This is a genomic window from Sediminicola sp. 1XM1-17 (genome assembly GCF_037203765.1).
Classification (GTDB): Bacteria; Bacteroidota; Bacteroidia; order Flavobacteriales; family Flavobacteriaceae; genus Sediminicola.
Window position 1 is genome coordinate 13,312 of sequence record NZ_JBBCAS010000013.1, and the last position, 24,673, is coordinate 37,984.

Consider the following 24,673-nt stretch of genomic DNA (forward strand, 5'->3'; position numbering starts at 1 on the left):
ATTATACTGTTTCAACTTTTAGTTTCTTTTCTTCACCATGTGCATCCTTTGGAAGAATGTTGGCATTTTTTAATCTCTTAAGACGTTTGTTCACGTTACCGCGAACCACATAATGGTCAATGGTAGGAGCAAATACGTTCATCAACAAAATTGCCAAGAACACTCCTTCCGGATATGCAGGGTTGAACACCCTGATCATTACAGATATAAATCCAATGAAAAATCCATAGTACCATTTTCCAGCTTCTGTCTGTGATCCCGTTACTGGATCTGTGGCCATGTAAACGATACCGAATGCCAAACCTCCAACTATAAGATGCTGCCAGAAATCAAAACTCATCAAATCATAAAATTTGCTGCTTTCGGTGATCCATCCAGTACTAACGACTCCATTGAAAATAAGTCCCATTGCCAATGCCCCCAATACAGCACTGACCATAATCCTCCAGCTCGCTATCTTGGTAAATATCAAGAACAGACCGCCCAACAAGATCAAAAAGGTTGATGTTTCCCCAACGGATCCAGGAATAAAACCAAAGAACATATCAGAGAGACTATACGTAACCTCATCCGATCTTCCCTGTGCCAAATAACCCAATACGGTTTCTCCAGAAATGGCATCTGCCGTTCCTGCTCTTTCAACAGCCTGATGAACCCAAACCTTATCTCCACTCATCCAAGTTGGGTATGCAAAGAACAAGAATGCCCTAATGGTCAAAGCAGGGTTCAAGATATTCATCCCGGTACCACCAAATACTTCTTTACCGATCACCACACCAAAGACAACGGCAACGGCCAACATCCAAAGTGGGGTATCAATAGGTACGATCAAGGGAACCAGCATACCTGTTACCAAGTATCCCTCCTCTACCTCGTGGCCTTTGATCACGGCAAAAACAAATTCTACAGCAAGACCAACAACATAGGATACGATCACCAATGGCAATACCGTCCAGGCACCCATTAAAAAGTTTTCCCAAGTCAAGAAGTTTCCGAAAAGGGAAGCCTGTCTTATGACACCATTGGCAGCTTCAACAGCCGCATAGTGTTGGTACCCCGCATTGAAAATCCCGAATATCAACACTGGGATCAAAGCCATGATCACCGTATTCATGGTTCTTTTCAAATCATCCGCAGCGCGAACGTGTGAACCAGAATGTGTTGTTTCATTTGGAGTGTACAAAAAGGTATGCAATGCGTTGAACGCAGGAGCCATTTTCTTGCCTTTGTACTTCTCCTTTAAGTTGTGCAAATTATTTTTTAAACTCATCTCTTATCCTATTTCTTTATACAATAAGTCCAATCCCTCTCTAATGATCTGCTGATGGGGCTGTTTGGATATACAAATAAACTCTGTCAATGAAAAATCTTCCGGAGCCACTTCATATAATCCCAATTGTTCCATTTCGTCCAAATCTCCAATCATACATGCCTTAAGCAATTGCAATGGATAAATGTCCAAAGGAAAAACCTCTTCATATCTACCGGTTACAACAAAAGCACGGTGCTCGCCATTGGTATTTGTTGTAAGATCGTATTTTTTATCTGGGAACATCCAAGAGAATGTCAGCGCCCTAGTAGAGGAAATCTTATCGAAAACCGGCTTGTTCCAACCAAAGAATTCGTAGTCATCACCCTCTGGTATTACACAAACAGTATTGTTGTAGTAACCCAAATAACCATCAGGCCTGCTCTGTGAACCAGTCAGTACATCTCCATTGATGACCCTAAAATTTTCACCGTTCACACCACTGGCGTACAATACGGTAGAAATTTCAGCACCAATCTTAGTCGCATAGTACTTAGGAGCTTTTACAGATGACCCTGCCAAAGCCACCACTCGTTCGGCATTGAATTTTCCGGTCAACAACAATTCTCCCATGATCACCAAATCTTGGGGAGTAACGGTCCAAACCACTTCTCCTTTATTGATTGGATCCACTCTATTGATCAATGTGCCTACCAACCCTGCAGGATGTGGTCCGGACATTTTGTGCAATTCAACACCCTTTAAGCCGGCCAATGGAGAGTTGGAAGATTTTCCAACGGACACATGCACCTTACCAGGGGTCAATTTACCCAGTGCGGTAATGGCCGCCTGCATTTCTTTTTCTTTACCCTGCAACACATAGTCCAGATCCGCAGCCAATGGCGCCGTAACATATCCTGAAATAAATATGCCCTTAGGTGTGGATTCTGCATTCGCGATGATATCATAAGGCCTTTGCTTTACAAATGGCCAAACACCACCTTCCAACAAATATTTTTTGATATCCTGTGGAGATGCCCCTTCCAAATTTAAAGGTTTGTGAGCCACATGTTCTTGCGTTTTATCGGCAAGAATCTTTAGCGTCAGGATTCTCCTGCGCTCTCCTCTGATTACTTCCACCAATTCTCCGCTTACGGGGGAAACAAATTTTACCGCTTCTTGATTCTTATCAAAAAAAAGCGGTTCGCCAGCTTTTACCTCAGCGCCCTGTTTGACCAATAATTTAGGAGTAACCCCGTGAAAATCTTGAAGATTGATTGCATAAACATTACTTAAAACGGCTTTAGAAGTTGCGTGTTCCGCTGCACCGACAAGATTAATGTTTAAGCCTTTTTTAATTCGAATGTCTTTAGACATATATTGTAGACCTTAGGTTAACAAAATTTGGTTGCAAATTTAGTATTTAAAAGAAAGTTTTCATAATTATTGCCCATAAATTTAGGGATTGCCCCAATGTTAATTTTTTAGGCATCCTTTTTGTTTACTTTTACCCTAAAAATAGAATACAAATGCGCCTTAATCTTAAACAGATCATTTTACTTTTTGTTTCTCCCATGCTTTTCGGACAGGTCCTTGAAGAGGTGAACCCACCGGAGCATATCAAAACCATTATTTTCAAGGGAAGTACGGATGATCAGTTCCCGATTGTAAAATTGGGTGAGACCATTTACCTGGAATTTGATGATCTTTCCGCTCGCGAAGCGGATTACTACTACAAAATAACACTCTGCGATTACGATTGGACGCCCTCCACCCTATTGAAATCACAGTATTTAAGCGGTGTGGACAACCAAAGGATCATAGATTACGAGAACAGTTATAATACCCTACAGGCCTATTCCAACTACCGTCTCAGTATCCCCAACCAAAATGTAAGACCAACCGTCAGCGGCAACTATATGCTGGAGATCTACAACGACGCTTACGAACTTGTCTTTTCAAGGAGATTCGTCATCTACCAAGACCTGGTCGCGGTAGGAGCAACGGTCAAACGATCCAGGGATTTTAATTATATCAATGAAAAACAAGTAGTCCAGTTCAACATCAGAGCCACCGGGATTCAGCTGGTCAACCCCAAAAGAGAGGTGAAAGTGGCCATCCTACAGAACAATTACTGGCCAACGGCCATCTACAACATCCCTCCTCAATTTACCATAGGCAATGAACTGGTCTACAAATACGATCAGGAGACCAGCTTTTTTGGGGGGAACGAATTTCTGAATTTCGACACCAAGGACCTACGGGCACCAAGTGCAGTGATCTCCCACATTGAAATGGACGGCCTCTACAACCACTATCTTTTTCCGGATATCTTTAGGGATCAACGTCCGTATACCTATTTTCCGGACATCAACGGGGACTTTGCCATCCGAACACTCCAAGGCGATGACCAGTCCAGGGAAGCAGAATACACCAACATACACTTCTCCCTGCCATACACTCCAGAGATTGGATTGGATGAAGTATATGTATTCGGCAAATTCAACAATTATGCCTTGACCGATGAGAACAAAATGACATACAATGACCAGAGCGGCTACATGGAAGCCAGCATTGAAATGAAACAAGGTTTCCATAACTACAAATACGTCATCAAAAGAGCAGACGGCAATGTGGACCTCAACACCGTTTCGGGCAATTTTCATTTTACCGAGAACAACTATTTAATATTGGTATATTATAGAAATTTCGGAGATTTATACGATAGCATTATCGGTATTGGTTCTACCAATTCCAGGGAAATAAGCAACTAATAAAGTCCGCCACCAACCTTGAACCACAATGGGCTCATTACCAACCAAACCTTCCAAAGGCACCAACCAATTGAGATTTAGGGGTACGGAATGTCTTAATTGCGGGCACCGCTTGGACATAAGCGACAAATACTGCCCCAATTGCTCACAGATCAACAGCATCAAAAAACCTACCCTCAAGGATTATGTGAGTGAATTTTTCGGAAGCATCATTTCGTACGACTCCAGATTGGTCAAGACCTTGACAGCTATGTTGCTGCACCCGGGCAGGATCACTAAAGACTATATAAAAGGAAAAAGGGTCTCCTACACCAGCCCCTTTCGTTTTTTATTGAGTCTGGCCATTATCTACTTTTTACTGTTCAGCTTCACCCAGGATTTCTCCTCCATAAATGATATGGGAGACGATGCCGCACCCATACCATTGGAAAATAAAAATATAATCACATCACCGGAACAGGCAGCGGCAATAAAAGAAGTTGACTCCCTCAAAAAAGCGATGGAGGGCAACTTGCTTTCCAAATCCAAAGACTCTGCTTTACTGGCCAATCCCAAACTTTATTTCGATTCTCTGGATAGCCGTGATTACTTTGAAAGATTTTATCTGAAGACCGATTTCTTTATGACCTTGATAAAGCACAACAGGGTAAAAAAATTCGATAGCGCCCAAAAAGACTACGGAGTGCCAGAGACCTATATGAACAGGAAATCTTTTGACCTTGCCAAGAGCCTATTGAAAATAGAAGACGAACCAGGAACGTTCTTGAGCTTTATCATTTCAAAAATGCCGTTGTTCATATTTTTCTTTCTACCCGTCTTTGCACTGTTCATTAGGCTGATGTATATCAGAAAAAAATATAATTACATCGAACATCTCATCTTTAGCTTTCACATTCAGTCATTGTTGTTTATCTTGCTGCTTATTAGCTTAATCATTGACTTTATTTTTAAGACCGAGACCGGCTGGATGTTCCTACTTGTTTTTTCGATCTACCTATACAAGTCCATGAGAAATTTTTACGGGCAGGGAAGATTTAAAACTTTTGTTAAATATCTGATTCTTAACACTGTTTTTTTTATTTTAGCTGCGTTTTCAATCTTAATCCTGTTTACAGGAACCATTATTACTTATTAAAAAATCATGATCACCCAGGTTACAAAAGGCATAAAAATTTCAGTATCCACTAGTTTTGAAGGGACTTTTTTCAAAAACTATAAGATGCATTTTGCCTTTGGTTACACCATTACCATAGAAAATCAAAGCAAGGATTCCGTACAGTTGACCTCCCGTCATTGGCAGATTTACGATGCCCTGAACGAATTGGAGATTTTGGACGGCGAAGGGGTTATTGGCAAAAAGCCGGTCATTAAACCAGGGGAATCCCACACCTACAGTTCCGGATGCCTATTGGCCTCTCCCATCGGTGCCATGAAAGGGCATTACAACATGGTAAATTTCACCTCTACGGAGAAATTTAGGGTGTATGTTCCTACCTTTAAATTCAGCGCTCCTTTTGCTTTGAATTAATTTCCTGATTTACTCCATTTTAGTTTTTAGTAGGTTTTTCATTTAGTATATTTGATGCGATTTTAACTTAAAATAAAAGCATCATGGGTAAAGGATTTTTTCATGTCCCCACAGCAATTAACGAGCCAATAAAGAGCTATGCTCCAGGATCCCCAGAGAGGGAAGCTGTTCTTACACAGTACAAAGCGTATTACAATGGAAATGTTGAAGTGCCACTATATATTGGTAGCGAGGAAATCAAGACTGGAAACACCAGACCAATGTCCCCTCCACACGACCACAAACATATTGTAGGTCATTACCATTTAGCCGAAAAGAAACATGTTTCCAAGGCCATTGAAAATGCTTTGGAATCCAGAGAAGCTTGGGCCAACCTTACTTGGGAGCAGCGTTCTGCCATCTTTTTGAAGGCCGCTGAATTGATTGCAGGACCTTACCGTGCAAAAATTAACGCCGCTACCATGATAGCGCAATCCAAGAATATCCACCAAGCGGAAATAGATTCTGCTTGCGAACTGATAGATTTTCTACGTTTCAACGTGGAATACATGTCCGAGATATACGAAGAGCAACCAGCCTCATCTGAAGGTATATGGAACCGCGTAGAATACAGACCATTGGAAGGTTTTGTATACGCCATTACTCCTTTTAACTTTACCGCCATCGCTGGTAACCTGCCAGCAAGTGCTGCCATGATGGGGAATGTGGTGATTTGGAAACCAAGCGACAGCCAGATTTTCTCAGCGAAGGTGATTGTAGATATCTTCAAGGAAGCCGGACTTCCAGACGGAGTTATCAATGTAGTTTATGGAGACCCTGTGATGATCACCGAAACTGTTTTGGCCAGTCCAGATTTTTCTGGTTTGCACTTTACAGGTTCTACCCATGTATTCAAAGAACTTTGGAAACAGATAGGAAACAACATACACACCTATAAGACCTACCCAAGGATTGTTGGGGAAACAGGAGGAAAAGATTTTATTCTTGCTCACCCTACAGCCAAACCACAACAGGTAGCAACGGCCATCGTAAGAGGTGCCTTTGAATTCCAGGGACAAAAATGTAGTGCTGCTTCCAGGGTCTACCTACCTAAATCTACTTCCAAAGAAATTCTGGAATTGGTAAAGAAAGATTTGGCCACGATGAACAAGCCTGGATCACCAGAGGACATGAGCAATTTTATCACTGCCGTGATCCACGAAGGATCTTTTGACAAGTTGGCGAAATATATAGACCAGGCGAAGGCAGATTCAAATGCCGAAATTATTGCCGGTGGTGGTTACGACAAATCCAAGGGGTATTTTATAGAGCCTACAGTTATCTTGACCACGGACCCAAAATACACCACCATGGAAACGGAATTGTTCGGCCCTGTGGTCACCATTTACGTTTACGAGGATAAGGACTGGTCCAAGACCTTGAAATTGGTAGATTCAACTTCAGAATACGCCCTTACGGGAGCCGTACTGTCCAGAGATCGCTACGCCATTGATGAGGCTACCAAAGCCCTACAAAATTGTGCTGGGAACTTCTATATCAATGACAAACCAACAGGTGCGGTTGTAGGCCAACAGCCTTTTGGTGGAGCAAGAGCATCGGGAACAAACGACAAGGCTGGTTCTCCACAGAACCTTCTACGATGGGTTTCTCCACGATTGATCAAGGAAACTTTTGTAACTCCTGAAGACTATAGGTATCCATTTTTAGGATAAAATAGCTCACATGTTTATAGGTCCGCCAAGCACTTTAATTCTTGGCGGGCTTTTTTGTTTATTGCCACGTCCACCTCATAGAAGCACATAGCTTTCCACCTTTACTTTGATCCTACTACATCCATTTTGAGAAACAATAACAAGCACTGCTCCATCACCTATACGGGGCTAAAGTTTCTAATAAAATTACTAAAGATCAGGTTGCATTAGCGCAGTGGATACCTTACAGACAATAAGCTTCAATTAATCAGAAACACCTCAATTTCAAAACAATACGTCGTAGAAAAATTGCATTATTAGTAATTTTTTGTTTAATTCTACGTTGTTAAAGTATCCAAAGACCACCAAAAACCTTGAAATTATGAAAGACATACACAAAAAAAGCATCGTGCACAGGCTGATTCATTTTTTTGGCCAAATGGGAGAATTCATCAAGGCCTATGCAAAAAACTGCAAAGACTCCTATAACAGTATGCTCAGCATTTAGCCCTTGAACTTCATTGGCAGGTATACCACTTTTTTGGTATCAAAAAATTCCTCTTCGTAAAAGCTGGGAAGATCTGTTATTTCAATCGTTTTATAGTCCTTCAATTCCTCAGACAGATCTCCTCCTTTTAGATAAAGTATACCGTTACGCCTATCGTGTTCGGACGTTTTTTTAATTTTGCCTTTCACCCAATGTACAAAGGTGGGCATAGCGGCCACGGCTCTACTAACAATAAAATCGAATTGCTCCTTCAAATCCTCTACCCGCATATTTTTTGCGGTTACATTGGTTATTCCCAATCCGGCTACCACTTCTTCCACTACCTTGATTTTTTTACCAATGGCATCCACCAAGGTAAAATGGGTTTCCGGAAAAAGTATGGCCAAAGGAATACCCGGAAAACCACCCCCAGTTCCAACATCAAGCACCGTGGAACCCGGATTAAACTGTTGCACCTTGGCTATGGCCAATGAATGGAGGACATGACGCAGGTACAGCTCATCGATATCCTTTCTGGACACTACATTTATTTTTTGGTTCCAATCCTGATATAAGTCCTGCAATTTTGCGAATTGCTCCTTTTGTTCTTGGGTTAGGTTAGGGAAATATTTATAAATGAGGTCAACGGCCATAATATCCAATTAAATTTTTGGCAAAAATAACACATTGCATTCGTTGGAAAATACCATTTTGACAATTTTAGTTCTTAATTATATTATCTTTACAAAAAAATACACTTCATGGATAAAGAAACCATTCGTTTTTCAAGGAAGGATTCTACCCAATTTTTCAGAACCTTGAATAAGCGCGTAAACGATTATTTCAAAGAAAACAATATCAAGAAAACCGGAAATTGGCGGTTACACCTTAAGACTGCGGTCATGTTTACCCTTTTTCTGGCACCCTACTTTCTCATTCTCACCTTGGGATTGCCCAATTGGGCGAATCTTTTGCTGACCATTACCATGGGTATTGGCATGGCAGGAGTTGGGATGAATGTGATGCATGATGGGAACCATGGATCATATTCCACCAAAAAGTGGGTCAATAAGATCATGGGAAGTAGCATATACATCTTGGCAGGGAATGTTTATAACTGGCAGGTACAGCACAATGTGCTTCACCACACCTACACCAATATCCATGAACATGATGAGGATTTGGAAGCGGGACGCATTCTAAGGTTCTCCAAGCACGCCGAATGGCGCAAATACCACAGGTTTCAACACTTCTATTCGGTGTTCCTTTATGGCCTCCTTACTTTCAATTGGGCCATTACTACAGATTTCCAACAGATGTACCGCTATATGAAGCGTAAATTGTCCTATGGCAAACTTCCGAGTCCGGCCACCAACTGGAGCACTTTGGTAATCACCAAAATAATCTATGCCACCATTTGGATCATATTGCCCATGTTGGTTTTGGACATCGCTTGGTGGAAAATTTTATTGGGCTTCTTTATCATGCACTATGTGGCAGGGGTTGTATTGAGCGTTGTCTTCCAATTGGCACATATTGTCAACGATGCCCAGACACCATTACCGGACAATAGCGGTAACATGAAAAACACATGGGCCATCCATCAATTGTTCACCACAGTTAATTTTGGAACCAAAAACCGTATCGTAAACTGGTTTACCGGTGGCCTGAACCACCAGGTGGAACACCATATTTTCCCCAACATCAGCCATATACATTACACAAAAATCTCCAAAATTGTTAAACAGACGGCAAAAGAGTTTAATTTACCTTACAACGAATATAAAACTACCAGAAAAGCTATAATTTCGCACTTCAAACATTTAAAGGAATTGGGTAAAAAACCTAATCTACAGTACCAATAAATTTAAACTAAGAATGACGAACCATTTATCCGAAAGGATTACAAACATGGCTACATCTGCCACCTTGGCGATGGCAGCAAAGACAAGGGAGCTCAAAAATGAAGGCAAGGATATCATTGGACTGAGTTTGGGAGAACCGGATTTCAATATTCCAGATTTCATTAAGGAAGCCGCAAAACAGGCGATAGATGACAATTACAGCAGCTACTCTCCCGTAGATGGTTATGCGGATCTTAAACAAGCTATTGCCAATAAGTTCAAAAGGGACAATGGCCTAAGCTACAACATCAATCAGATTGTTGTCTCCACCGGTGCAAAACAGTCTTTGGCCAATGTTGCCATGGTTATGTTGAATAACGGTGACGAGGTTATATTGCCCGCCCCGTACTGGGTAAGCTACAGTGACATTGTAAAGATCGCAGAAGGGGTGCCTGTTGAAGTACCTACAAGCATTGATACCGATTTTAAAATGACTCCGGCACAGCTGGAAAAAGCCATTACCCCAAAGACCAAGATGATCTGGTTCAGTTCTCCTTGCAACCCAAGTGGGTCCGTATACAGCAAAGAGGAATTGGAAGGCCTGGCCGTAGTTTTAAGAAAACACCCGAATATTTTTATCGTTTCAGACGAAATATACGAGCATATCAATTTTAGAGGGGGCCACGCAAGTATTGCCTCCATTGATGGTATGTACGAAAGGACCATAACTGTCAACGGTGTATCCAAAGCATTTGCAATGACAGGATGGCGTATTGGATATATTGGTGCTGCAGATTGGATTGCCAAGGCATGTACCAAATTCCAAGGACAGATTACCAGTGGCGCCAATGCCATTGCCCAACGTGCTACCATAGCTGCTCTTGAAGCCCCGGTCAGCAAAATACAGTTCATGATTGATGAGTTCCACAAAAGGCGCGATTTGGTCCTTGACCTATTGGGAGAAATAGAAGGATTTAAATTGAATGTTCCTGAAGGTGCATTTTATGTATTCCCGGACATTTCGAGCTTCTTCGGAAAGACCTTAAAGGGCACTACCATAAACAATGCATCCGACTTTTCATTGTTTCTATTGGAACATGCCAACGTTGCAACCGTAACCGGCGAAGCCTTTGGTAACCCAGACTGTATCCGTATTTCCTATGCAGCCTCAGAAAAGGAATTGAAAGAAGCCATGGCAAGAATAAAAGCAGCGGTTTAAGAGAAATCCATAATAGTATTATCAATAAAAAAGCCTGCTGATGCAGGCTTTTTTTATGTTATATCTTCTTCCAAAAGTAAGGGGTAAACAAGATGAGCACGGTAAAAAGCTCCAACCTCCCCAATAACATCAGAAAGGAGCACCACCATTTTCCAACATCTGGCAGGGAATTAAAATTGCTCAATGGGTTTAAGCTCCCCAAAGCCGGACCCACGTTGCCCAAAGAAGAGGCAGCTCCGCCTATGGCCGAATCAAAATCGAGACCCATAAAGCCCAATCCCAGGGCTCCGATGATAAAAGAAAGCATATAGAGCACAAAAAATGCGATCACGTTATAAACAATATGCTCCTTTACCGTTTTGTTATTGTATCTCACAGGAATAATAGCATTGATATGCAAGGTCCTTTTAAATTCCAAGAGTCCATTTTTAATGATCAGCAAATGCCGCATCACTTTTATGCCACCGGCCGTAGAACCCGCTGACCCCCCCAAGAAGAAAAGTCCAAAGAAGAAGATGGTCAAAAAGGGTGTCCAACTGGTAAAATCAGCAGATACAAATCCCGTAGTGGTAATAACAGTGACCACCGAGAACAGGGCATGCCTAAAAGCAGACTCCGCCGGTCCCAAGACCATGGGGTGGTAATCCGATACGGGCACATTGGCCTGATAATAAATGACCAATGCAGAAATTATCGTAAAGCCGATTGTGAATATACTGTAGAACCTAAACTCCTCATCCATCAGGATCTTCTGTACCTTGCCCTTGAAGGCATAATAACTCAGTACAAAATTGCTTCCGGCCAAAAACATAAACAAGATCACAATATATTGTATCAGGGGCTGATCGTTCCAATAGGCCAAACTGGCATTCTTGGTAGAGAAGCCACCCGTGGACAAGGTAGCCAAAGAATGGTTGATGGCATCAAAAAAGGACATACCTGCCAACTTCAACAACATCGTTTCGGCCACGGTATATCCAAAATAAATGAGCCATAATCTTTTGGCCGTATCGGTAATCCTTGGATGCAACTTATCGGCACTGGGCCCAGGAGCTTCTGCCGCAAACAGCTGCATGCCCCCAATGCCCAGCAATGGCAATATGGCTATGGCCAGTACAATGATCCCCATCCCCCCAATCCAATGGGTAAGACTTCGCCAGATCAGAATACCTTCGGGCATTACCTCTATATCATCCAGAATGGATGCACCGGTAGTGGTATAGCCGGACATGGTTTCAAAAAAAGCATTTGTCACACCGGGGATTGCTCCGGAGAACAAATAGGGCAGCATTCCTGAGGCAGACATGACCAGCCAGCCAAAGGTGACAATTATATACCCCTCCTTGCGCTTTACCTCTTTCTTATGGGATCTGGTATAAAACATGGAAACCACACCCAACAACATCGTTACAATGGCGGCCAAAGTAATATCCAAGGTTACCCCATCCTCATAAATCCCGCTTACAAAAGCGGCGATGAGCATAAAGAAGCCATTGCAGAGCAATAGCAGTCCCATTAAGTGAACGATTATTTTGGAGTTTAAAGCCATCCTACAAAAACAGCTTTTCTATTTTTGGAATAGCACTGGGCAGGCAACACACCACTACCCTATCCCCGTGCACTATCTTGAAATCCCCCAGAGCGGTAATCCCTTTACCATCCCTGATGACCCCACCTATGGTGGCTTCCCTCGGAAAATCGAGTTCCCTTATAACCTTGCCGTTTACCTGGGAGGTTGGCTTTACAATAAATTCCAAGATCTCGGCATTGAGGTTATTGAGCCGGGTCAAGGCCACGACCTCCCCCTTTCGAATATGCCTGAATATATTATTTGCTGCCAGCAGCTTTTTATTTAACAGTGTATCAATACCAATGGAATGCGACAATTGAAAATAATCCATATTTTCCACCAGGGCGATGGTTTTTTTGACATGTTTGGATTTGGCTACCAAACAGGACATGATATTGGTTTCCGAGTTTCCGGTTACCGCCACAAAGGCATCCATGGCCTCCAGATTTTCTTCGTCCAACAATTCCACATTCCTTCCGTCTCCATTGATAATCAAGGCATTGGGAAGTTCATCAGCAAGATCAAAGGCTTTTTCCTTATCCTTTTCTATCAATTTCACATTGAACTTATTGATGCAAAGGTCCCGGGCCGTTTTATAGCCCACTTTGCTCCCGCCAAGGATCATGACATTCTTTATTTCGGTCTTTTCTTTCCCGGTCAATTTGTACAGCTCATCCACACCCTCTTTGGAGGTAATGAAGTACACCTGGTCTTCCGATTTAAATTCGGTATCCCCTCTGGGAATCAATGTATATTGGGTACCCGTACGCTGAATGGCAATGGGCATAAAATGTAACTCCGGAAATATCTGGGCGGCATCCTTGACCATCTTCCCTACAAATGGCGCCTGTTTTGGCAAAGAAACCCCTACCATGATCAGGGCCCCGGCCTCAAACTCATAAGTATTGTTAAATGCAGATTGATTGAGCAGCAACTGTATTTCCGTTGCCGCCAGCGCCTCTGGGGAAATAAGCTCATCTATCCCCAATTCTGAAAATTTGATGGCCTCCTTATTATGGATAAATTCGGCATTGGAAATCCTGGCAATAGTCCTTTTACAACCCAACTGCTTGGCCAAAAGGCATAAGGTAAGGTTGGTAGTTTCCGAGGCGGTAACTCCTATGACCAGATCAGAGCGTTCTACCTGTGCATCCTTTAAAACTGAAATGGAGGTGGCATCGCCTTTGAGAACACGAATATCCAAATGGCTGTCCGCATAGGACAGACTGTCCTTATTGGTATCTATTAAGGTAATATCTTGGGATTCGTATGAGAGTAATTTTGCCAAATGAAAACCTACTTCACCTGCTCCTGCAATTATAATTTTCATTCGTTAACTAACTTGTTTTTTCATAGATCTGAGTAATTGCCGAAAATTTAAAAACAACTATGGTGATCGCCTAAAGCCCCACCATCACTTTCAATCGGTTTTAATGGATGAAAAATTCCGCAAATCCTACTGTGCAAAATTACGCAAATTTATACTCATCCTATTTAAATAGTCAAGGAAATGCCTTCAATAGACCTCTTTATCAGATAAACTAAACGATCTACCACCTAGATTGCGTCTTTATAGTATCTTTGCAAAAAATTGTTGTTATGAGCAAAAAGGTAACCCCGTACAAGGATTCTTCACTTGGCAAAAAAGAACAGGTTACAAAAATGTTTGATACGATCTCTACGAATTACGATGGCCTCAATAGGGTCATTTCCTTTGGGATCGATATAAAATGGAGAAAACGGGTCGTTGCCATTTTAAAGAAAAAACAACCACAAAGCATCTTGGATATCGCCACCGGCACCGGAGATCTCGCCATTAACTTGGTAGAGACCGGAGCAAAAAAAATAGTGGGCCTTGACATTTCTGCCGGCATGCTGGAAGTGGGCAAAAAGAAGATTAATGAGAAAAAGCTGGCCAGCACCATAGAAATGGTTGTGGGCGACAGTGAAGATCTGCCCTTTGAAGAAAACACTTTTGATGCGGTTACCGTGGCGTTCGGTGTTAGAAACTTTGACAACCTTGAAAAAGGCCTTGCAGAAATATATAGGGTCTTGCAGCCCGGAGGCACTTTTGTGGTTTTGGAAACTTCCGTCCCCACCAAAACACCTTTTAAACAAGGATATCACTTTTACACAAAAAACATCCTCCCAAAAATTGGAAGATTGTTCTCCAAGGACGATTCTGCCTATGCCTATTTATCAGAATCGGCGGCTGTTTTTCCCCATGGAAGGGAGTTCAACAATATTTTGAAAAAAATTGGGTTTATAGGAGTAGAGAACAAGCCCCAAACCTTTGGGGTCGCATCTATCTATGTTGCAACAAAATAGGCGTATGAAAATCAAATCTTTTCTCCTGATCGGAGTAATTCTGATCGGTTTTACATCCAGGGCACAATTCAATGATAAACCGGTATTGAATTTACAGAATGAGGATATGCACCCCCTTAACTGGGGATACTACCTTGGTTTCAACCAATATGATTTTAAGTTCGAATACAAAAACGACCTCGATGATGTCCTGGTCCAAAAATCCATTGGATTCAATGTAGGGCTTATCGGAGAGCTCCGCATCAACGAGTTCTTGGATCTAAGATTTGAGCCTGGACTTACCTACACCTCCCGAACCCTGGGATTTCCCGGCTTTACCAGTGAAAATGAAGCACTAAGGGAAGTTAAATCTACCTATGTGAATTTCCCGCTCTTGCTGAAAGTGAGCACCCGTAGATTGGGGAACTGGAAACCGTTTTTAATTGGTGGCGCCTCAACCTCATTAAATTTGGGCAGTAACGAGGCCAGTCTGGATGACAATAGCAGTGGCACCTTTAGAATGAAGAAGAACACCTATGCCTATGAAATGGGCTTTGGAATAGATTTCTATACCGAATACTTTAAGTTCACCCCATCCATCAGAGGCGTCTTTGGCCTTACCGATGAGCTTATCCGGGACAATGACCCCAATAGCCCATGGACAGGCAATATAGCATCAATGAAAACAAGGGGGCTCTTTGTAAATTTCACTTTTGAATAGGCACTTCCCTACCCTCTTCTTATTTCGTTCAAAAGGATAGCCGTTGCCGTGGCAACATTTAAACTCTCGGTATTGCTTTTTCCAAATTGTGGAATGGCGATTTTTTTGGTGATCAGCGCTTCTACCTCGGCACTTACCCCATTGGCTTCATTGCCCATGACCAAAATACCTTTGTCCGGAAACTGCTCCCTGTAAACGGTGGACCCATCCATAAAAGCTCCATAAATGGGTAAGGAAGTTTTTTTAAGAAAGTCGAACAGATCTGCATACACCATATTCACCCTGCTCACAGAACCCATCGTGGCCTGTAATGTCTTGGGATTGAAACAATCTACGGTATTCTTGGAGCATACCAGTTGATCAATACCAAACCAATCGCAAAGGCGGATTATGGTTCCCAAATTGCCCGGGTCGCGAACATCATCCAACACTACTATCCAGTCTGTTGCCCTGATCTCCTTCTCGATCGGAAAATGAAAAACGGCCAAAATTTTATTGGGTGATTTTAGTCCGCTCATTTTTTGAAGATCCGCTTCCGAAATCTTCTGCTTTTTATCCGCATTCTTTACCAATCCCAGATCTGTAGTGTAAATTTCCTCCACCTCAAAATCAGAATCCAATAACTCCCGAACCAACTTAACACCCTCAGCAACAAACATCTTATGTTGAATTCGGTGCTTTTTTTGCTGAAGGTTTTTTATAAATTTTATTTGGCTTTTAACAACCATACAAATAATGTATTTTTGATCTCTATGAAGACCCTTTTTAGTTTAAAAAATCACAGAGCAAAAATAGGTTTATTATTGCTAGGTATTGCAATTGCCTCCTGTAATGCACTGAAAAGGGTGGAGGAGGATGAACTGTTATTGACCAAAAACAGTATCCACACGGATGGCGAGAAAGTCACCAGTGAAGAAGCCCAGAGCCTTATTGTACAAAAACCGAACAGTGGACTATTAGGCTATCCATTGCGACTGCACTTGTACAACATGGCCAAGAAAAATCCAGATTCTTCCTATCAGGCCTGGCTCCAAAAAAATGAAAAAAGGGAAGAAAGGCTGAACAACCTGCTGTCCAAAAAACAGGTTGCCAGGCTAGGGGAGTCTTTTTTGGTAAAAGGGTATAGCGAGTGGCTCAAGGAAATTGGGGAAGCACCGGTCATCATAGACACCTCCAAAACCAGAAAATCCTTGGAACGCCTAAAAGCCTATTATGGCGGCAAAGGCTATTTCAATACCAATGCTACCTATGTCATAGACAGCACCAAAAGAAAACAACGGGCAGCCATAGACTATCAATTGACCTTGGGAGATCCTTTTGTCATAGACACCTTTTCTAAAAAAATATCGTCCCCGGCCGTAGATTCCATTTACCAATTGAACGCCAAAAACTCCTTGGTAAAAGAAGGCAGGCAGTTCAATATTGCAGATTTCAACAATGAGCGGGAACGACTTACCAATATTTTTAGAAATTCCGGGATTTACGGCTTCCAGGAAAGCTCCATATCCTATGAAATATTGAGGGATACCACCAAAGCCAGTGACGATCAAAAGCTAGACGTGGAACTGAGCATTGAAGATCTAAGAAAAAGGGATGAAAATACGGTGACCACCTCCAAATACTATGTGCACACCTTTGAAAAGGTCAATATATATGCAGATTATCAGTTCGACACCGATGAAGATTCCTTGCAATCTATTGACTATAACAACTATACCATTTATTATAAGGACAGGCTGCGCTATAAGCCCAAAGCCCTGACAGACGCCATATTCATCAATAAAGACAGTATCTATAGGGAATTGGATAGATTACGCACCTACAGACAGATTGCCAACCTGAATACCTTCAAATACCCGAATATTGATTTTGTGGTTGATAGCACCCAGAGCAAGATAGATGCTAATATCTATCTCACTGCCAGGCCCAAATATTCCCTGCAATTGGATACCGATGTGACCCATTCCAACATTCAGTATGCGGGATTGGCATTCAGCTCCTCCCTGGTCACCCGAAATGTGTTTGGCGGGGCTGAAACCTTAAGCATTTCCGCTAGGGGATCGGTAGGTCTTTTAAGTGATGCTTCCCTGTCCGATGAAAAGTACGTTACCGAAATTGGTGGGGATATCAACCTTAATTTTCCAAGACTCTGGTTACCTTTTATCAGTACCAAAAAAATCATACCCTACTATATGTTGCCACAGACCAAAATATCTATGGGAACCAGCTTTCAAAAGAATATAGGCCTGGACAAACAGACCTTGAACTCGATTTACGGGTACAATTGGTCCCCGACAGATGCTAAAAAACACACTATTGAACTGCTCAATATCCAATTTGTGAGAAATCTGAACCAGGACAGGTTCTACAATGTATACAACAATAGCTACGATCTGCTGGATGATGTGGCAGACGATTATGAATCAGACCCCACTTTAACTGAATTTTTTGAGGACCAAAACAATGACGGCGATTTGGAACTGATCATCCCTTCCGGAACAACAGGCTTTACCAATGCCGTTTTAAACGAAGGGCTTATTCCCCAATCCTCGGATGATTTCAACCAAGTGCGCAGTTTGGAAGAGCGAAGGGTCAGGCTTACGGAGAACAACCTGATCTTTGCCAGCAACTATACTTTTACAAAAAACAACAAGCAGGGAATCACGGATAACGATTTTTATCAATTTAGGGCGAAGTTCGAGAGTGCCGGCGCATTATTGTCCGCATTGACAGGGGTAATTCCCTTTAATCAAAATGATAGCGGACAACATTTGGTTTTTGGGGTCCCCTACTCCCAATACCTGAAAACGGAGTTCGATTATATCAAACATTGGGACCTCTCCCGCTCCAACGTTATTGCTTTTAGGAGTTTCTTTGGATTGGCAGTACCCTATGGCAATTCTAGCAATGTTCCTTTTGTACGCAGTTATTTTGCTGGGGGATCCAATGACAACAGGGCTTGGAACGCCTACTCCCTTGGTCCTGGAAAAACACAAAACGTGAACGATTTTAACGAGGCCAACCTAAAACTGGCCTTTAACCTGGAATACCGTTTTCCTATTGCCGGCGATGTAAAAGGGGCACTTTTTGCCGATGCGGGAAATATCTGGAACGTCTTTGACGATGTTGAGAATCCAGATGCCACATTTAACAATTTAAGCTCCTTTGGTGATATTGCCCTGGGAACCGGGATCGGGTTGCGTTACGACTTCACCTACTTTGTTTTTCGCTTGGATACTGGTTTTAAGACGTATAATCCTGCAGAGGAAGGCTCCAGTAAATGGTTCGGAGGCTACAGAAAGGGTGATGCCGTATTCAACATAGGTATAAATTATCCTTTTTAGACCTAATAATTTTATTACTTTTGTGTTCCATTCATAGAAACAAACACATAAATAAATTATGGCGCATAATATTAAACCAGGAGTTGCTACAGGTGATGAAGTCCAAGCAATCTTTAACTACGCAAAAGAAAAAGGGTTTGCATTGCCCGCAGTAAACGTAATTGGTTCGGATACCATCAACGGTGTATTGGAAACTGCTGCAAGTTTAAATGCCCCAGTAATCATACAATTTTCAAACGGAGGTGCCCAGTTCAACGCTGGTAAAGGGTTGTCCAATGACGGACAAAAAGCAGCCATATTAGGAGCTGTTGCCGGAGCCAAGCACGTACACGAATTGGCAGAAGCCTATGGTGCTACCGTAATTTTACATACAGACCACTGTGCCAAGAAATTATTGCCTTGGATAGATGGTCTTTTGGATGCCAGTGAAAAACATTTCGCCGAAACCGGAAAACCATTGTACAGTTCACATATGATTGATCTTTCCGAAGAACCTTTGGAAGAAAACATCGAAATATGCAAACAATATCTTGCCAGAATGAGCAAGATGGGAATGACCTTGGAAATAGAATTGGGAATCACCGGAGGTGAGGAAGATGGTGTTGACAATACAGATGTTGACGATTCCAAATTGTACACCCAACCGGAAGAAGTTGCTTATGCATATGAAGAGCTTTCAAAAGTAAGCCCAAAATTTACCATTGCAGCGGCTTTTGGTAACGTTCACGGGGTTTACAAGCCAGGAAACGTAAAATTGACCCCAAAAATATTAAAGAACTCTCAAGAGTATATCTCCAAAAAATACAATGTGGAGCACAACCACATCGATTTTGTATTCCACGGGGGATCTGGATCTTCTGTAGCCGAAATCCGTGAAGGGATCAGCTACGGGGTAATCAAAATGAATATCGATACCGATTTACAATACGCTTTCCTAGCCGGAGTAAGAGATTATATTCAGGATAAAAAAGATTATCTTCAATCTCAGATAGGAAATCCGAACGGAGCTGATGAGCCCAACAAAAAGCATTACGATCCTAGAGTTTGGTTACGCGAAGGAGAGAAAACATTTGTTGAGAGATTAAAGAAAGCTTTTGAAGACCTGAACAACGTTAACACATTATAAGACCCGGTAACCGTCTAAATTAAACATATAGCCTATGTCGTCTTGGTTTAAAAGAAAGGAAAAAGGAATACAGACTGCCACCGATCAGAAAAAGGACACTCCAAAAGGATTATGGTACAAATCGCCCACAGGTAAAATTGTAGAGGCAGATGAATTGGCCAAAAACTTTTATGTGAGTCCTGAAGATGATTATCACGTTAGGATTGGCAGTAAGGAATATTTTCAAATCCTATTTGATGACAACAAGTTCAAGGAATTGGACGCTAAATTGACATCCAAGGATCCCCTTAAATTTGAGGACACCAAAAAATACTCTGAAAGGTTGAAGGCCGCACAGACCAAAACAGGATTGAACGACGCCGTTAGAACGGCCGTTGGAAAATCTTTGGGTAAAGATGTCGTGATCTGCTGCATGGATTTTGCCTTTATCGGTGGGTCTATGGGGAGTGTGGTAGGAGAAAAGATTGCCAGGGGAATAGATTATTCCATCAAGAATAAATTACCCTTTGTCATGATCTCAAAATCCGGTGGTGCCCGTATGATGGAAGCCGCCCTGTCCTTAATGCAATTGGCCAAAACCTCGGCCAAATTGGCGCAACTGGCAGATGCAGGATTACCCTACATTTCGCTATGTACCGATCCTACAACAGGAGGAACAACCGCATCCTACGCCATGCTGGGAGATATCAATATTTCCGAGCCGGGTGCCTTAATTGGATTTGCGGGTCCTAGAGTAGTAAAAGAAGCAACCGGAAAAGAATTGCCGGAAGATTTCCAAACTGCCGAATTTGTCAAGGAACACGGATTTTTGGATTTCATCGTACACCGAAGAGATTTAAAAAGAAAGATCAATCTATATATAGATCTGATTCAAAACAATCCTCTGAGAGGATAAATCAAAAAAGCCCTGATAAAAATATCAGGGCTTTTTTTTTCATCTTATTTATTGAACCTTCTCAGGAAGATCTCTTCCACATCCCCATCGGGATAGGTAAGCCATCCTTTTGCATCACAACTACCATCCCCAAAATCAAGGCTTGCGATAGCATCGTTCTTGGACACTTCCAAAACGCCGCTCACTATAAACCTACAGGACAGTTCCCTGCGCAAGGGCGTAACTATTTCTTTGGAAAATATATTGCCCATTTTACCGGTATAGGTACCCTGTCCCGTAATCAGGAACACATTATCTCCCCAAAAACCTGAGCCATAGCCGGCTATCCACTCTCTGGTCCTATTACCTGTAAAGCTGGCAGTAGTGCCATCGGGCCATTCCCCACTATAATTGGCAACGGCATCGGACTGTGGGTTGCCATGGTCATTGGAACGCATTCTTACCAAGCTGGCACTACCTTCCACGGCCACACCATTAAAGGTAAAATCCTCCAGAGAAAGACCAATGGTCTTCGTGGCCATTTCCATATCCTTGGCATAGCTCAAAAAGATAATTCCACTGAGCAGATTGCCATTGGGCAGTTCACAACCGGCACCAAAATCTATGGTTGTTTCTTTAGTGCTACTGGTAACCACTGTAGTGATGGTCACACAGTCCGGCAGATAATTGGAAGCGTAATTGGCCTTGGAGGTCGCTTTAATTTCCTCTGTAGCGTAGACATCCTCACTGATATTGGCAATTTCTTCCGAAATCAATTCCGCTTCATCGCTGGCGGTAAGCTCTGCCACATCAAAAGTTGCTTCCTCAGCAATGACTGGCGATTCATCTTTGGCACAGGAAACCATTACCATTACGGTCATAAGTACCATTCCTGTTAAATTCGAGATTTTGAGACTATTTTTCATTTTGTTTGATTTAATTGTTTAACATTTGCCATGGGAGATACACGATTTTCTAGCTAGCTAACATTACGATCGTTTATCGCTCACCACCCTATAACATTTCTTTAACGTTTACTATTAGGACGCTGGTTCTTTAAAAAAGTTTAATCGCAGTCCTAAAAAATAAATAGGATAACAACAGTTTCTAAAAAAAAGTCTATCTTTGCGCCCTGATTGAAAATCAATCATATACATAAAAATCATTAAATAATATTGGAATGTATTTAACTAAAGAAGTAAAGGCAGAAATCTTTAAAAAACACGGTAATTCTGAAACCAACACTGGTTCAGCTGAAGGACAGATTGCTTTGTTCACACACAGAATCAACCACTTGACTGAGCACTTAAAAAGAAACCGTAAGGATTTCAACACGGAGCGTTCCCTAGTGAAATTGGTAGGTAAAAGAAGAAGCCTATTGGATTATTTGATCAAAAAGGATATCACAAGATATCGTGCTATAATCAAAGAATTGAACATCAGAAAATAATATCAAAGGGGAAGCTAAGCTTCCCCTTTTTTATAGGTTGACTTCACAATCGGAGAAAACTTATTACAAAGCCCTCAATACCAGTTTGTTGAGGCAAAACAAAAAGCTTGCACATAGTTTTTCATTGGTCCAACACACAACAACAACACAACAACACAGTCCGTCTAGGAAGACGAAAAGACCATTGTTAAACTAATCTGTATTTACGCAGGTTCTAATTAAAATTTATGATTCCAAAAGTTTTTAAAGAGGTCATTGACCTTGGGGACGGTAGGGAAATTTCTATCGAAACCGGAAAATTGGCAAAACAGGCCCATGGTTCTGTGGTTGTCCAATCAGGAAAATGTATGTTATTATGTACAGTTGTTTCCAACTACAAACAAAGCGATGTTGATTTTCTACCGTTAACCGTAGATTATCGCGAAAAATTCGCAGCTTCTGGTCGTTATCCAGGAGGTTTCTTCAAAAGAGAAGCAAGACCAAGTGACGGCGAGGTATTGACCATGAGATTGGTTGACCGCGTTTTACGTCCTTTGTTCCCAAAAGATTACCACGCTGAAACCCAGGTGATGATCCAATTGATGTCACATGATGATGACGTTATGCCAGATGCTATGGCCGGATTGGCTGCATCTGCCGCTATTCAATTATCAGATTTCCCATTTGAATGTGCTATTTCAGAAGTTCGTGTTGGTCGTGTAGATGGTAAATTTATCATCAACCCAACAAGAGCCCAATTGGAAGAATCGGATCTTGATATGGTCATTGGTGCTTCTGCAGATTCTGTGATGATGGTAGAAGGGGAAATGAAAGAAATTTCAGAAGAAGAAATGGCTGAAGCCATTAAATTCGCCCATGATGCCATTAAAGTTCAATGTGCTGCCCAATTAAGATTGGCTGAAGCCTTTGGAAGGAAAGAAGTGCGTGAATACGAGCCAGAAAGAGAAGACGAAGCTTTGGCCAAGAAGATTCATGATATGGCTTATGACAAAGTATACGCCATTGCAAAAGCAGGATCATCCAAGCACGAAAGAAGTGCCTCCTTTGATGCCATCAAAGAAGAGATCAAAGCTACTTTCTCAGAAGAGGAAATGGCAGATTATGGAGATTTGGTTTCCAAATACTACTACAAAGCAGAAAAGAATGCCGTACGTGATCTTACCCTGAACGAAGGACTTCGTTTAGATGGAAGAAAAACGGACGAGATAAGACCTATCTGGTGTGAGGTAGATTACCTACCATCAACCCATGGTTCCGCTATCTTTACAAGGGGTGAAACCCAAGCATTGGCTACGGTAACTTTAGGAACTTCTAGAGAGGCCAACCAAATAGATATGCCATCTTACGAAGGAGAAGAGACATTCTACCTTCACTATAACTTCCCTCCTTTCTCCACTGGTGAAGCAAGACCTATTAGAGGTACTTCCCGTAGAGAGGTAGGACACGGTAACTTGGCACAACGCGCCCTAAAAGGAATGATCCCAACAGATTGTCCTTATACGGTACGTGTTGTTTCCGAGGTTTTGGAATCTAACGGTTCTTCTTCCATGGCAACAGTTTGTGCTGGTACAATGGCCCTTATGGATGCCGGTATCAAAATGAAAAAACCAGTTTCCGGTATTGCCATGGGATTGATTTCTGATGGAGATTCAGGAAAGTATGCCGTTTTATCCGATATCTTGGGTGACGAAGATCACTTGGGGGATATGGACTTTAAAGTAACCGGAACAGCAGACGGGATCACCGCTTGCCAGATGGATATTAAAGTAAAGGGATTGTCCTACGAAATTTTGGTAAATGCTTTGAAACAAGCAAGAGCCGGACGTTTGCATATCTTGGATAAATTAACCGAAACTATTTCTGCTCCAAACGAAGATGTGAAACCTCACTCTCCAAAAATGGTGACCAGAACTATTCCGGGAGCATTTATTGGTGCTTTGATAGGACCTGGTGGAAAAGTGATCCAAGAATTGCAGAAAGCTACCAAGACTACCATCGTGATCAACGAAGATCCGGTAACGGAAGAGGGGATCGTAGAAATCTTGGGTACCAGCCAAGAAGGTATCGATGCCGTATTGGCCAAGATAGACTCTATTACCTTTAAGCCAGAAGTGGGCAGTGTCTACGAGGTAAAGGTTATCAAGATGTTGGATTTTGGAGCCGTAGTAGAATATGTGGAAGCCCCAGGAAACGAAGTATTGTTGCATGTATCCGAATTGGCTTGGGAACGCACAGAAAATGTAACCGATGTGGTGAACATGGGTGATGTATTTGACGTGAAATATTTTGGATTGGATCCTAGGACCAGAAAAGATAAGGTTTCCCGTAAGGCTTTATTGCCAAAACCTGAAGGTTTCAAAGAAAGACCTCCACGCGAGGACCGTGGTAACGATAGAAGAGGAAATGACCGAAGAGGTGGCGATAGAGATCGCAAACCAAGAAGGGACTAAGACTCCATCTATATGATACATTGAAAGCCCCAACGGATC

At 42.1% G+C, this 24,673-nt stretch carries 21 protein-coding genes; 14 read left to right on the forward strand and 7 right to left on the reverse strand.

The genetic code is table 11. The features are described 5' to 3' along the window. Position 1 precedes the first annotated feature (1 nt). Complete coding sequence (locus WAA86_RS14880) at positions 2 to 1,270, reverse strand: NADH:ubiquinone reductase (Na(+)-transporting) subunit B (RefSeq protein ID WP_337301814.1); 1,269 nt, start codon at positions 1,268 to 1,270, stop codon at positions 2 to 4. Positions 1,271 to 1,273: 3 nt separating this feature from the next. Further along, positions 1,274 to 2,626 (reverse strand): Na(+)-translocating NADH-quinone reductase subunit A, encoded by a 1,353-nt coding sequence (locus WAA86_RS14885; RefSeq protein ID WP_337301815.1) that lies wholly within the window; start codon positions 2,624 to 2,626, stop codon positions 1,274 to 1,276. Between the two features lie 152 nt (positions 2,627 to 2,778). Here WAA86_RS14885 and WAA86_RS14890 point away from each other — a divergent pair, with 152 nt between their 5' ends. The 5 genes from WAA86_RS14890 (at position 2,779) to WAA86_RS14910 (ending at position 7,750) form a co-directional block, all read left to right on the forward strand. Continuing rightward, a complete protein-coding gene (locus tag WAA86_RS14890) occupies positions 2,779 to 4,023 on the forward strand; it encodes a type IX secretion system plug protein (protein ID WP_337301816.1) in 1,245 nt (414 codons plus the stop codon). Positions 4,024 to 4,051: 28 nt separating this feature from the next. After that, complete coding sequence (locus tag WAA86_RS14895; protein WP_337301817.1) at positions 4,052 to 5,158, forward strand: DUF3667 domain-containing protein; 1,107 nt, start codon at positions 4,052 to 4,054, stop codon at positions 5,156 to 5,158. A gap of 6 nt (positions 5,159 to 5,164) precedes the next feature. After that, positions 5,165 to 5,551: a Co2+/Mg2+ efflux protein ApaG gene (apaG, locus tag WAA86_RS14900; protein ID WP_337301818.1), complete on the forward strand. Its 387-nt coding sequence runs from the start codon at positions 5,165 to 5,167 to the stop codon at positions 5,549 to 5,551. Between the two features lie 83 nt (positions 5,552 to 5,634). Further along, positions 5,635 to 7,263 (forward strand): L-glutamate gamma-semialdehyde dehydrogenase, encoded by a 1,629-nt coding sequence (gene pruA, locus WAA86_RS14905; protein ID WP_337301819.1) that lies wholly within the window; start codon positions 5,635 to 5,637, stop codon positions 7,261 to 7,263. A 361-nt stretch (positions 7,264 to 7,624) separates the two neighbouring features. Continuing rightward, positions 7,625 to 7,750, forward strand: coding sequence for a hypothetical protein (locus WAA86_RS14910; RefSeq protein ID WP_337301820.1), 126 nt, complete (start codon positions 7,625 to 7,627; stop codon positions 7,748 to 7,750). On the opposite strand, the gene rsmG is transcribed toward WAA86_RS14910, so the two are convergent. After that, on the reverse strand, positions 7,747 to 8,382 hold the full coding sequence (gene rsmG, locus WAA86_RS14915) for a 16S rRNA (guanine(527)-N(7))-methyltransferase RsmG (protein ID WP_337301821.1): 636 nt from the start codon (positions 8,380 to 8,382) through the stop codon (positions 7,747 to 7,749). The two genes, WAA86_RS14910 and rsmG, sit on opposite strands and share 4 nt — an antisense overlap. A gap of 108 nt (positions 8,383 to 8,490) precedes the next feature. Between rsmG and WAA86_RS14920 the strand changes: the two genes are divergently transcribed. Both WAA86_RS14920 and WAA86_RS14925 read left to right on the forward strand, forming a co-directional pair. Beyond that, positions 8,491 to 9,594, forward strand: coding sequence for a fatty acid desaturase family protein (locus tag WAA86_RS14920; RefSeq protein ID WP_337301822.1), 1,104 nt, complete (start codon positions 8,491 to 8,493; stop codon positions 9,592 to 9,594). Positions 9,595 to 9,607: 13 nt separating this feature from the next. Next, positions 9,608 to 10,792, forward strand: a complete 1,185-nt coding sequence (locus WAA86_RS14925) for a pyridoxal phosphate-dependent aminotransferase (protein ID WP_337301823.1) — start codon at positions 9,608 to 9,610, stop codon at positions 10,790 to 10,792. Between the two features lie 58 nt (positions 10,793 to 10,850). On the opposite strand, the gene WAA86_RS14930 is transcribed toward WAA86_RS14925, so the two are convergent. After that, on the reverse strand, positions 10,851 to 12,341 hold the full coding sequence (locus WAA86_RS14930) for a TrkH family potassium uptake protein (RefSeq protein WP_337301824.1): 1,491 nt from the start codon (positions 12,339 to 12,341) through the stop codon (positions 10,851 to 10,853). A gap of 1 nt (position 12,342) precedes the next feature. Beyond that, a complete protein-coding gene (gene trkA, locus WAA86_RS14935; RefSeq protein WP_337301825.1) occupies positions 12,343 to 13,692 on the reverse strand; it encodes a Trk system potassium transporter TrkA in 1,350 nt (449 codons plus the stop codon). 269 nt (positions 13,693 to 13,961) lie between these two features. Between trkA and ubiE the strand changes: the two genes are divergently transcribed. After that, positions 13,962 to 14,690 (forward strand): bifunctional demethylmenaquinone methyltransferase/2-methoxy-6-polyprenyl-1,4-benzoquinol methylase UbiE, encoded by a 729-nt coding sequence (gene ubiE, locus WAA86_RS14940; RefSeq protein ID WP_337301826.1) that lies wholly within the window; start codon positions 13,962 to 13,964, stop codon positions 14,688 to 14,690. Between the two features lie 4 nt (positions 14,691 to 14,694). After that, positions 14,695 to 15,390: a type IX secretion/gliding motility protein PorT/SprT gene (gene porT / locus WAA86_RS14945; RefSeq protein ID WP_337301827.1), complete on the forward strand. Its 696-nt coding sequence runs from the start codon at positions 14,695 to 14,697 to the stop codon at positions 15,388 to 15,390. Between the two features lie 8 nt (positions 15,391 to 15,398). Here porT and WAA86_RS14950 read toward each other — a convergent pair whose 3' ends face one another. Continuing rightward, entirely contained in the window at positions 15,399 to 16,118 is a 720-nt protein-coding gene (locus WAA86_RS14950) for a TrmH family RNA methyltransferase (protein ID WP_337301828.1), read from the reverse strand. Between the two features lie 24 nt (positions 16,119 to 16,142). Here WAA86_RS14950 and tamL point away from each other — a divergent pair, with 24 nt between their 5' ends. Genes tamL through accD form a run of 3 tightly spaced genes read left to right on the forward strand, consistent with a single transcriptional unit; the run spans position 16,143 to position 20,755 of the window. Then, complete coding sequence (gene tamL, locus WAA86_RS14955) at positions 16,143 to 18,734, forward strand: translocation and assembly module lipoprotein TamL (RefSeq protein ID WP_337301829.1); 2,592 nt, start codon at positions 16,143 to 16,145, stop codon at positions 18,732 to 18,734. Between the two features lie 58 nt (positions 18,735 to 18,792). After that, complete coding sequence (fbaA, locus tag WAA86_RS14960) at positions 18,793 to 19,860, forward strand: class II fructose-bisphosphate aldolase (protein WP_337301830.1); 1,068 nt, start codon at positions 18,793 to 18,795, stop codon at positions 19,858 to 19,860. 34 nt (positions 19,861 to 19,894) lie between these two features. Then, positions 19,895 to 20,755: an acetyl-CoA carboxylase, carboxyltransferase subunit beta gene (accD, locus tag WAA86_RS14965; protein WP_337301831.1), complete on the forward strand. Its 861-nt coding sequence runs from the start codon at positions 19,895 to 19,897 to the stop codon at positions 20,753 to 20,755. A 44-nt stretch (positions 20,756 to 20,799) separates the two neighbouring features. Here accD and WAA86_RS14970 read toward each other — a convergent pair whose 3' ends face one another. Next, a complete protein-coding gene (locus WAA86_RS14970) occupies positions 20,800 to 21,660 on the reverse strand; it encodes a hypothetical protein (protein WP_337301832.1) in 861 nt (286 codons plus the stop codon). Between the two features lie 254 nt (positions 21,661 to 21,914). Between WAA86_RS14970 and rpsO the strand changes: the two genes are divergently transcribed. Both rpsO and WAA86_RS14980 read left to right on the forward strand, forming a co-directional pair. Continuing rightward, positions 21,915 to 22,184 (forward strand): 30S ribosomal protein S15, encoded by a 270-nt coding sequence (rpsO, locus tag WAA86_RS14975; RefSeq protein WP_337301833.1) that lies wholly within the window; start codon positions 21,915 to 21,917, stop codon positions 22,182 to 22,184. Between the two features lie 227 nt (positions 22,185 to 22,411). Next, positions 22,412 to 24,634 carry a polyribonucleotide nucleotidyltransferase gene (locus WAA86_RS14980; RefSeq protein WP_337301834.1) on the forward strand — a complete coding sequence of 741 codons (2,223 nt, stop codon included), beginning with the start codon at positions 22,412 to 22,414 and terminating at the stop codon, positions 24,632 to 24,634. The last annotated feature ends 39 nt before the right edge of the window (positions 24,635 to 24,673 follow it).

Excerpts from the sequence above, each read along its gene's own strand:
- WAA86_RS14880 (WP_337301814.1), bottom strand. The coding sequence starts at position 1,270 with ATGAGTTTAAAAAATAATTTGCACAACTTAAAGGAGAAGTACAAAGGC.
- WAA86_RS14885 (WP_337301815.1), bottom strand. The coding sequence starts at position 2,626 with ATGTCTAAAGACATTCGAATTAAAAAAGGCTTAAACATTAATCTTGTC.
- WAA86_RS14890 (WP_337301816.1), top strand. The coding sequence starts at position 2,779 with ATGCGCCTTAATCTTAAACAGATCATTTTACTTTTTGTTTCTCCCATG.
- WAA86_RS14895 (WP_337301817.1), top strand. The coding sequence starts at position 4,052 with ATGGGCTCATTACCAACCAAACCTTCCAAAGGCACCAACCAATTGAGA.
- apaG (WP_337301818.1), top strand. The coding sequence starts at position 5,165 with ATGATCACCCAGGTTACAAAAGGCATAAAAATTTCAGTATCCACTAGT.
- pruA (WP_337301819.1), top strand. The coding sequence starts at position 5,635 with ATGGGTAAAGGATTTTTTCATGTCCCCACAGCAATTAACGAGCCAATA.
- WAA86_RS14910 (WP_337301820.1), top strand. The coding sequence starts at position 7,625 with ATGAAAGACATACACAAAAAAAGCATCGTGCACAGGCTGATTCATTTT.
- rsmG (WP_337301821.1), bottom strand. The coding sequence starts at position 8,382 with ATGGCCGTTGACCTCATTTATAAATATTTCCCTAACCTAACCCAAGAA.
- WAA86_RS14920 (WP_337301822.1), top strand. The coding sequence starts at position 8,491 with ATGGATAAAGAAACCATTCGTTTTTCAAGGAAGGATTCTACCCAATTT.
- WAA86_RS14925 (WP_337301823.1), top strand. The coding sequence starts at position 9,608 with ATGACGAACCATTTATCCGAAAGGATTACAAACATGGCTACATCTGCC.
- WAA86_RS14930 (WP_337301824.1), bottom strand. The coding sequence starts at position 12,341 with ATGGCTTTAAACTCCAAAATAATCGTTCACTTAATGGGACTGCTATTG.
- trkA (WP_337301825.1), bottom strand. The coding sequence starts at position 13,692 with ATGAAAATTATAATTGCAGGAGCAGGTGAAGTAGGTTTTCATTTGGCA.
- ubiE (WP_337301826.1), top strand. The coding sequence starts at position 13,962 with ATGAGCAAAAAGGTAACCCCGTACAAGGATTCTTCACTTGGCAAAAAA.
- porT (WP_337301827.1), top strand. The coding sequence starts at position 14,695 with ATGAAAATCAAATCTTTTCTCCTGATCGGAGTAATTCTGATCGGTTTT.
- WAA86_RS14950 (WP_337301828.1), bottom strand. The coding sequence starts at position 16,118 with ATGGTTGTTAAAAGCCAAATAAAATTTATAAAAAACCTTCAGCAAAAA.
- tamL (WP_337301829.1), top strand. The coding sequence starts at position 16,143 with ATGAAGACCCTTTTTAGTTTAAAAAATCACAGAGCAAAAATAGGTTTA.
- fbaA (WP_337301830.1), top strand. The coding sequence starts at position 18,793 with ATGGCGCATAATATTAAACCAGGAGTTGCTACAGGTGATGAAGTCCAA.
- accD (WP_337301831.1), top strand. The coding sequence starts at position 19,895 with ATGTCGTCTTGGTTTAAAAGAAAGGAAAAAGGAATACAGACTGCCACC.
- WAA86_RS14970 (WP_337301832.1), bottom strand. The coding sequence starts at position 21,660 with ATGAAAAATAGTCTCAAAATCTCGAATTTAACAGGAATGGTACTTATG.
- rpsO (WP_337301833.1), top strand. The coding sequence starts at position 21,915 with ATGTATTTAACTAAAGAAGTAAAGGCAGAAATCTTTAAAAAACACGGT.
- WAA86_RS14980 (WP_337301834.1), top strand. The coding sequence starts at position 22,412 with ATGATTCCAAAAGTTTTTAAAGAGGTCATTGACCTTGGGGACGGTAGG.